The following is a 7706-nucleotide window of genomic DNA, read 5'->3' as shown; positions in this document are numbered from 1 at the left end:
TGCCGGGGTGGCGGAACTGGCAGACGCACAGGACTTAAAATCCTGCGGTAAGTGATTACCGTACCGGTTCGATTCCGGTCCTCGGCACCATATTAATATGCGCCCGTAGCTCAATTGGATAGAGCGTTTGACTACGGATCAAGAGGCTAGGGGTTCGACTCCTCTCGGGCGCGTAATGACCATTTTGGTTACGGGAAGTAGCTCAGCTTGGTAGAGCACTTGGTTTGGGACCAAGGGGTCGCAGGTTCGATTCCTGTCTTCCCGACTCTTTAAAAATTTACATATTAAATGGGGGCTTAGCTCAGATGGGAGAGCGCCTGCTTTGCACGCAGGAGGTCAGCGGTTCGATCCCGCTAGTCTCCACCATTTAAAAATAATACCATTATGGCGGCGTAGCTCAGCTGGCTAGAGCGTACGGTTCATACCCGTGAGGTCGGGGGTTCGATCCCCTCCGCCGCCATTAAAATTTTCAATATGATACATATTTTAAATTTTGGACCTTTAGCTCAGTTGGTCAGAGCAAACGGCTCATAACCGTTGGGTCGCAGGTTCGAGTCCTGCAAGGTCCATACTTATATATTGGAGGAATACCCAAGTCCGGCTGAAGGGATCGGTCTTGAAAACCGACAGGGGCTTAACGGCTCGCGGGGGTTCGAATCCCTCTTCCTCCGCCATTATATTTGTAACTTAATATTATTATCGCGGGATGGAGCAGTTCGGTAGCTCGTCGGGCTCATAACCCGAAGGTCGGTGGTTCAAATCCGCCTCCCGCAATACCTTTAATGATGGTCCCGTGGTGTAGCGGTTAACATGCCTGCCTGTCACGCAGGAGATCGCGGGTTCGATTCCCGTCGGGACCGCCATTTTTTAAAAATTAATGTATGGCTCAGTAGCTCAGTCGGTAGAGCAAAGGACTGAAAATCCTTGTGTCGGCGGTTCGATTCCGTCCTGAGCCATCTTTTAACTTTTTGCCGGCCTAGCTCAACTGGTAGAGCAACTGACTTGTAATCAGTAGGTTGGGGGTTCAAGTCCTCTGGCCGGCACCATCTAACGGAGGGGTAGCGAAGTGGCTAAACGCGGCGGACTGTAAATCCGCTCCTTCGGGTTCGGCAGTTCGAATCTGCCCCCCTCCACCATTATTATTTTAATTTAATAGGGGCATAGTTCAACGGTAGAATAGAGGTCTCCAAAACCTTTGGTGTGGGTTCGATTCCTACTGCCCCTGCCATGGCGGCTGTGGCGAAGTGGTTAACGCATCGGATTGTGGTTCCGACACTCGTGGGTTCGATTCCCATCAGCCGCCCTTATTTTATATTAATGGGCTATAGCCAAGCGGTAAGGCAACGGACTTTGACTCCGTCACTCGCTGGTTCGAATCCAGCTAGCCCAGTAGTCTGGCGGCATAGCCAAGTGGTAAGGCCGAGGTCTGCAAAACCTCTATTCACCGGTTCAAATCCGGTTGCCGCCTCCATTAATAACTTTGCGGGAGTATTTCAACTTTTAGAATACATTCCTTCCCGGAATGAGATATAGGTGCAAGTCCTATCTTCCGCTCCATTATTATTAATACTTTTATTTATTAAAATGCGGGAGTATTTCAACTCTTAGAATACATTCCTTCCCGGAATGAGATATAGGTGTAAGTCCTATCTTCCGCTCCATTTATTTCTTCCATTGGGAAGATTTTTTTGTAGGATTTTTATTAAGCCGGTGTGGTGGAATTGGCAGACACGCGGGACTCAAAATCCCGTGTCCGTTGAGGACGTGTCGGTTCGAACCCGACCACCGGTATATTATATCGAATCTTTATAAACATTTAAGTCGTAAACGTTGGGTTTACGGCTTTTTTGTTTGTTAATAAACCATTTAGAAACATATAAGTTCAAATTTTTGGTCACTTTGTGGTCACAGTTAGAGCTTTAAGAACTGACCATATTAACGATTTTGTGAAGTGCTGACGCCTGAGGGAATAGTATGAGTGAGAGACTACAGGCTCGAACCATACCCTAGGCAAGCATGCATGAGCAAAATCGTAGATTTAAAAAATAACATCTCATTTTTACTGTAGATCAGTAGAATGAGATGCTATTTATTTAGAGTTTCTTTTAAAGTTTAATAATATAATCAATTTTCTTATCTTTATACATTTTACTTCTTGTCATTACTTGAGGGATATCATATTTGTTTTTCATACTAATTGCTTTTGATAGGCTCTCATCAGTACAAGCGACAATATCAATATTGCTAGTGTGTTGAAGTATTTCTACATAAATTTCTGAAGTAATATTACAACCATCAATACCAACTTTTTGTTTGTTCATTTTAATTACCCCCTAATATTTGTGATTGATTAAAGGATAATCTATGAAATGCATTTCATGTCAATGGTTAAATTTAAATACTGAGTTTCTTTTAATAAGTTTTGTCTCAAATAAATAGTTATTCAGTTTATCTTCATATAGTTGATTAAACAAACTTTTACCAATTTGGAAGAGGGGAATCTCTATTGTAGTAAGGTCTAACAATTTAGATATTTTATGATTTTCAAACCCAATGATAGATATGTTTTTCTTTTGTTCGTCATTTAAACTAATAAACAATCCTGCAGCTGTGTTATCTCCAGAAACAACAATTGCTGTAGGTGGATTTTCTTTATTATCAATTTCTTGAGCAAGTCTTTGACCATCTTCTAATAATACAAAATTCTCAAATATATCTTGATCATTGAAGGGTAAAGCATTCTCACTGCAAAAGTCTTTATATGCTTTTATTCTTAAAATTGAACTAGTGCTATTTCTTCTATTTATGGCACATGCAATATGTCTATGTCCGTTATTGTATAGATGATTTAATGCTTGTTTGAAGGCGTTGTAGTGATCAATATATGTTGTTCTAAATTTGGAGTTTGAAATATTTTCGAATATAGAAATTGGTCCATACTCTATGTACTGTTCAACTATATTTAATGAAATATTCCTTGAACAAATAATAAGTGCGTCTATTTGTTTTAATTTTAACATTTCCAAAGCGTCAATTTCTTGATCAGTATCATAGGCAGTTTGGAATAAAACAATTTTTTTGTTTGATTTAATCGCTTCTTCAGAAATACCTTGAATTAATTGCGAAAAGTAGGGATGATTAGAGAACGGTAATACAACACCTATTAAATTTGTTTTACCTTTTTTTAAATGAATTGCATTGATATTTGGTATATAATTTAATTCTTCTATAGTATCAAGTACTTTTTGTCTTTTTTCTTCATTAACATAAGGGTGGTTATTAATTACTCGTGATACGGTACTTGGTGAAACGCCAGCTCGTTTAGCTACTTCTTTTAAATTTGTCATTTACTTACCCCCTCGATTATACTTATTACTATGTTATTATTTTAGCATATAAGTTGAACTATATTTACAAAAATAAAGTAGGTGTAATTTATTAAACAGCAATTTTATGAATTAGAATGTGCACATTTGGATGCGAGTAATAGAAAGGATAAGTCGTTTATCTTAAATTTACTTGATGATGATTTTAAAGAAATAGGTAAGTCTGGCAGAATGATATATAAACGAGATATTGAAGAGGGCACTTTACATACATTTGATTATGAGATTTCGGATTTTATAGTTGAAAAAATTCAAAAAGGTATTGTACTAACCACTTATGAATTAATCAATAAAACTGATCATATAACAACTAAGCGGAGTACATTATGGATTAGAAAACAATCTGAGTGGAAGATGAGATTCCATCAAGGAACAACAGTAAAAAAATGACTACAATTTTGTAGTCATTTTTTGTCTTTATTTCCGCTTTACTAATTCAGGCTCAAGATGATAGACATTTGGTTGATTTTCCTTAGATTCAATTGCATTGATAAGGATATTAACTAACGCTTCAGCAATATTCTTAGTAGGGACACCGACTGAATGAATCACTGTATCCATATGGTCAAATTGAGGTACGTTGTCGTATGAGTACACAATATGTTGATCAAGTGAATCTTTTAAAGTGTGAACGAGTCCTAAAGTAATATCGTAACTTCCGCAAATGATACCTTCTGGCAACGTATGATTAGTCAAATATGATTTTAATGCAAAAAATGTATCTTCAGCAGATAGTCCTCTTGAATCAATCATATTATATTCAAGATTGTGTTCTTTACAATAACGTTCAAAAGTTTCTTTCTTTATAATTTGTCGAATATCATCAGTGTTGAGATCCCCAATATAGCAAATATTTGTTATATTATTTTGCATTAAATCATCTAAAGAAAGAATCATTGCTTGTTTATGATTAACATTTACAATAGGATATTCGAGCTCTCGGTCTGTACCATAGGCAACTACTGGGATATTTGAACTAATGATACTTGGTAAGGTAGAAGCTTCTCCTTCATCAAATACGATGATGCCATCAAATCGTAATTCTAAAAATTTATGTGCAGCAGTTTCCACATCATCGATTGATACTGACATAAAATATCCAGTATTCTTTAAAAAGTTATTGATTTCTGAAACAAGAGTTGAAACTGCAACTCTGTCTACTGATGGCCAAATGAGTCCAATTGTTTGACTCTTGTTTGAGACTAAAGAGCGAGCGGAATTATTAGGAATATAATTCATTTCTTTTGCCTTTTGCTGTATGCGCTCTGTTGTTTCAGCAGTAACTAAAGGAGAATTTTTTAACGCTTTACTTACTGTTGAATAACTAACACCACAGGCATTTGCTATGTCTTTTAATGTTACAGCCATGTGAGTCTCCTTTAAATATTATTTTCTATATTATACCATAAGTACACATTTTCTATAAATAACAACGTTGTTATTTTGTTTCATTTGATTTATACTTATCAATAAGTATTAAAGAAGTAGTCAATTTGATTACTTTTTTAAAATTAATGGGGGATGAGAGATGAAAAAAATTTTACTGTTAATTGTAAGCGTATTCACTGTTTTGTATGGATGCCAACAAAGTGACGCACAAGATAAAGATGTTAAGACTTTAACATTAGCACACAATCAATCAACAACACATCCAGTACATAAATCTTTAGAAGAATTTAAAAAAGAAGTAGAAAAGAAATCTCATGGCAAATTAAAAATTAAAATATATGCGAACGGACAACTTGGAAGTGAACGGGAAGCAATTGAGATGACACAAACAAATGCCATTCAATTTACAAAAGTGTCAGCAAGTGCACTTGAAAGTTTTTCTGAGTCGTATTCTTTATTTAGTATGCCATATCTATTTAAATCTCAAGATAGTTTCCGATCTATTATGAAAAAACCTGAAGTACAAAATTCGTTCTTTAATACGACTAAAGATAATGGGTTTGTAGGTATTACTTACTATGACGCAGGATTAAGAAATATTTATACAAAAGATAGAGAAATAAAGACGAATAAAGACTTACATGGTTTAAAAACACGTGTTCAGCCTAGTAAAACAAGTGTGCAACTAGTTAAGTCATTAGGTGGTACACCAACTCCAATGGCATTTGGTGAAGTTTATACAGCACTTCAATCTGGTGTTATTGATGCAGCTGAAAATAATGAAACAGCATTGACCGACAATAAACATGGAGAAGTTGCAAAAAATTATTATAATACTGAGCACGCTATCGTTCCTGATATTTTAATTATGAATAAGGAAGCATACAATGATTTAACGAAAGAAGAAAAAGGATGGATAAAAAGCGCAGCAAGATCATCTACTGAAAAGCATGAAGTCATCTGGGATAAAGCCATTAAAGAGGCAATTAAATCAGCCAAAGAAGATATGAATGTGAAATTCCATGATGTAGATAAGTCTACTTTCAAAAAAGCTGTAAAACCTCTACAAGAAGAATTTAAAAATAATAAAGGAACAGAAAAACAATACAAATTGATTAAGGAGGCAGAACAAAATGAATAAATTAACACATTATATTGATAGAACTTTGCTTTCTGTGTCTGGTGTATTGATAACTGTGATGGTCATTTTATCAGTTTGGCAAGTGATAACAAGATATATATTGAACACGCCAAGTACGACAAGTGAAGAAATCATTCGCTTCTTGTTAATCTGGTTTGCATTGTTAAGTGCAGCATATGTATTTGGTAAGAAAAAACATATTGTCATTTTATTTATAAGAGAAAAGTTTCCACTTAAAGCACAGTTATTTATAGAAAGATTGACGAATATCATTATTTTATTAGTTGCTTTAATTTTGATGATATACGGTGGTATTAAAATTGTAGCACTTACTTGGACTCAATATGCACCAGCTACAGGTGTTTCAATGGCGCTAATGTATGGTGCGTTACCTATATCAGGACTTTTCATTGCTTTTTATTCAATTCGAGGCATTATAACAAATGAGTTACCTGAAAATGATGAAGGCGGTGAAGTGTAATGACAACAATTGCTGGAATCGTATTATTTGTATCTTTAGCAATATTTTTAGCATTTGGTATTCCAATCGCTATTTCAATTATTTTAAGTTCATTATTAACGTTAATACTTATTTTCCCGTTTGATGTCACAATACTTACTGCTGCCCAAAGAATGGTAACTGGTATTGATAACTTTACAATGCTTGCCATTCCGCTATTTGTACTAGCTGGAATATTGATGAATAACGGTGGTATTGCATTTAGATTAATTAACTTTGCAAAAGTGTTAGTAGGTAGATTACCTGGTTCTTTAGCACATACGAATATTGTGGGGAATATGTTGTTTGGTTCGATTTCAGGATCAAGTGTAGCAGCTGCTGCCGCTATGGGTAGAATTATGACACCGATGGAAACAACACAAGGTTATAAAAAATCATATTCTGCAGCTGCCAATATTGCTTCAGCACCTTCAGGATTATTAATTCCACCAAGTTCATTATTGATTGTTTATTCACTAGTAAGTGGTGGAACATCAATTGCTGCATTATTCATTGCTGGTTACGTTCCTGGAATTCTATGGGGCCTAGGTTGTATGGTTGTTGCTTACTTTTTAGCTAAAAAACATGGCTATCCAGTTTCTGAAAAAGTGAGTTGGAAAGATAAATTATTTTTAACTTTAGATGCTATTCCAAGTTTACTATTAATTATTATCGTAATCGGTGGTATTGTAGCTGGAATATTCACAGCAACAGAGGGTGCAGCTGTCGCAGTTCTATATGCGTTTATACTGTCACTTATTTATAAAAATTTAAAAATTAAAGATATACCTGCGATTATTATAGAAACAGTAGAAATTACAGGTATGATTTTATTCTTAATTACAGCATCTGCATTATTCTCACTCGTTATGAGTTTCACAGGATTACCAGAAGCGATTTCTGGCGGTATATTATCATTAACTGAAAATCCAATTTTATTATTACTGTTAATGAATTTAATTTTATTAATCATCGGTACATTTATGGACATAACACCAGCAGTACTTATATTCACTCCAATTTTCTTACCGATTGCAGAAAGTATTGGATTAGATCCAGTTCATTTCGGTATAGTAATCGCATTTAACTTATGTATAGGTAATATAACACCTCCAGTAGGTAGTGCGTTATTTGTTGGTAGTAGTGTTGCAAATGTACGTATTGAAAGTGTCATTAAGACATTAATACCATACTTTATTATTTTAATTATACTGTTGTTATTAATTACGTTCGTACCACAATTATCGTTATTTTTACCAAAATTACTTGGGCTATAGGAAAGGTGAGTATT

General features: G+C 35.2%; 7 protein-coding genes and 18 tRNA genes. 22 read left to right on the top strand and 3 right to left on the bottom strand.

The features are described 5' to 3' along the window. The first annotated feature begins 1 nt into the window (after position 1). From LQ679_RS12475 to LQ679_RS12390, 18 genes are all read left to right on the top strand, one after another. Positions 2-90: transfer RNA gene (locus tag LQ679_RS12475), tRNA-Leu, on the top strand. A gap of 9 nt (positions 91-99) precedes the next feature. After that, positions 100-173 (top strand) — tRNA-Arg (locus LQ679_RS12470). Positions 174-191: 18 nt separating this feature from the next. Next, positions 192-265, top strand: a tRNA-Pro gene (locus LQ679_RS12465). A 25-nt stretch (positions 266-290) separates the two neighbouring features. After that, positions 291-366, top strand: a tRNA-Ala gene (locus LQ679_RS12460). Positions 367-386: 20 nt separating this feature from the next. After that, positions 387-460 (top strand) — tRNA-Met (locus LQ679_RS12455). Between the two features lie 35 nt (positions 461-495). Beyond that, positions 496-569, top strand: a tRNA-Ile gene (locus LQ679_RS12450). A 12-nt stretch (positions 570-581) separates the two neighbouring features. After that, positions 582-674: transfer RNA gene (locus LQ679_RS12445), tRNA-Ser, on the top strand. 26 nt (positions 675-700) lie between these two features. Beyond that, positions 701-774, top strand: a tRNA-Met gene (locus tag LQ679_RS12440). 13 nt (positions 775-787) lie between these two features. Next, positions 788-863: transfer RNA gene (locus tag LQ679_RS12435), tRNA-Asp, on the top strand. A 20-nt stretch (positions 864-883) separates the two neighbouring features. Beyond that, a tRNA-Phe gene (locus tag LQ679_RS12430) sits at positions 884-956 on the top strand. A 14-nt stretch (positions 957-970) separates the two neighbouring features. Then, positions 971-1046: transfer RNA gene (locus LQ679_RS12425), tRNA-Thr, on the top strand. A gap of 6 nt (positions 1047-1052) precedes the next feature. Continuing rightward, positions 1053-1136: transfer RNA gene (locus LQ679_RS12420), tRNA-Tyr, on the top strand. An 18-nt stretch (positions 1137-1154) separates the two neighbouring features. Next, positions 1155-1228, top strand: a tRNA-Trp gene (locus LQ679_RS12415). Positions 1229-1230: 2 nt separating this feature from the next. Continuing rightward, a tRNA-His gene (locus LQ679_RS12410) sits at positions 1231-1303 on the top strand. 15 nt (positions 1304-1318) lie between these two features. Next, positions 1319-1390, top strand: a tRNA-Gln gene (locus LQ679_RS12405). Between the two features lie 6 nt (positions 1391-1396). Beyond that, positions 1397-1471, top strand: a tRNA-Cys gene (locus tag LQ679_RS12400). An 11-nt stretch (positions 1472-1482) separates the two neighbouring features. After that, positions 1483-1557: transfer RNA gene (locus tag LQ679_RS12395), tRNA-Gly, on the top strand. Positions 1558-1706: 149 nt separating this feature from the next. Beyond that, positions 1707-1791: transfer RNA gene (locus tag LQ679_RS12390), tRNA-Leu, on the top strand. A gap of 314 nt (positions 1792-2105) precedes the next feature. Here the strand turns inward: LQ679_RS12390 and LQ679_RS12385 are convergent. Both LQ679_RS12385 and LQ679_RS12380 read right to left on the bottom strand, forming a co-directional pair. After that, entirely contained in the window at positions 2106-2321 is a 216-nt protein-coding gene (locus LQ679_RS12385) for a hypothetical protein (protein WP_048539822.1), read from the bottom strand. A 60-nt stretch (positions 2322-2381) separates the two neighbouring features. Continuing rightward, complete coding sequence (locus LQ679_RS12380; protein ID WP_239763155.1) at positions 2382-3347, bottom strand: LacI family DNA-binding transcriptional regulator; 966 nt, start codon at positions 3345-3347, stop codon at positions 2382-2384. Positions 3348-3437: 90 nt separating this feature from the next. Between LQ679_RS12380 and LQ679_RS12375 the strand changes: the two genes are divergently transcribed. Further along, a complete protein-coding gene (locus tag LQ679_RS12375) occupies positions 3438-3776 on the top strand; it encodes a nuclear transport factor 2 family protein (protein WP_107578066.1) in 339 nt (112 codons plus the stop codon). A gap of 27 nt (positions 3777-3803) precedes the next feature. Here LQ679_RS12375 and LQ679_RS12370 read toward each other — a convergent pair whose 3' ends face one another. Then, positions 3804-4754 (bottom strand): LacI family DNA-binding transcriptional regulator, encoded by a 951-nt coding sequence (locus LQ679_RS12370; RefSeq protein ID WP_239763151.1) that lies wholly within the window; start codon positions 4752-4754, stop codon positions 3804-3806. Positions 4755-4914: 160 nt separating this feature from the next. On the opposite strand from LQ679_RS12370, the gene LQ679_RS12365 reads away from it, so the two are divergent. From LQ679_RS12365 to LQ679_RS12355, 3 genes are read left to right on the top strand one after another with little or no spacing between them, the layout of a single operon-like run. Next, entirely contained in the window at positions 4915-5916 is a 1002-nt protein-coding gene (locus LQ679_RS12365; protein ID WP_239763148.1) for a TRAP transporter substrate-binding protein, read from the top strand. Next, complete coding sequence (locus LQ679_RS12360) at positions 5909-6397, top strand: TRAP transporter small permease (RefSeq protein WP_239763145.1); 489 nt, start codon at positions 5909-5911, stop codon at positions 6395-6397. The genes LQ679_RS12365 and LQ679_RS12360 overlap by 8 nt, the downstream gene beginning before the upstream one ends. Next, complete coding sequence (locus LQ679_RS12355) at positions 6397-7692, top strand: TRAP transporter large permease (protein WP_126477930.1); 1296 nt, start codon at positions 6397-6399, stop codon at positions 7690-7692. Before LQ679_RS12360 ends, LQ679_RS12355 begins: the two co-directional genes overlap by 1 nt. Positions 7693-7706: the final 14 nt, after the last annotated feature.

This window comes from Mammaliicoccus sp. I-M35 (assembly GCF_022386455.1).
Classification (GTDB): domain Bacteria; phylum Bacillota; class Bacilli; order Staphylococcales; family Staphylococcaceae; genus Mammaliicoccus; species Mammaliicoccus sciuri_A.
This window is presented reverse-complemented; position numbering and strand designations above follow the sequence as displayed.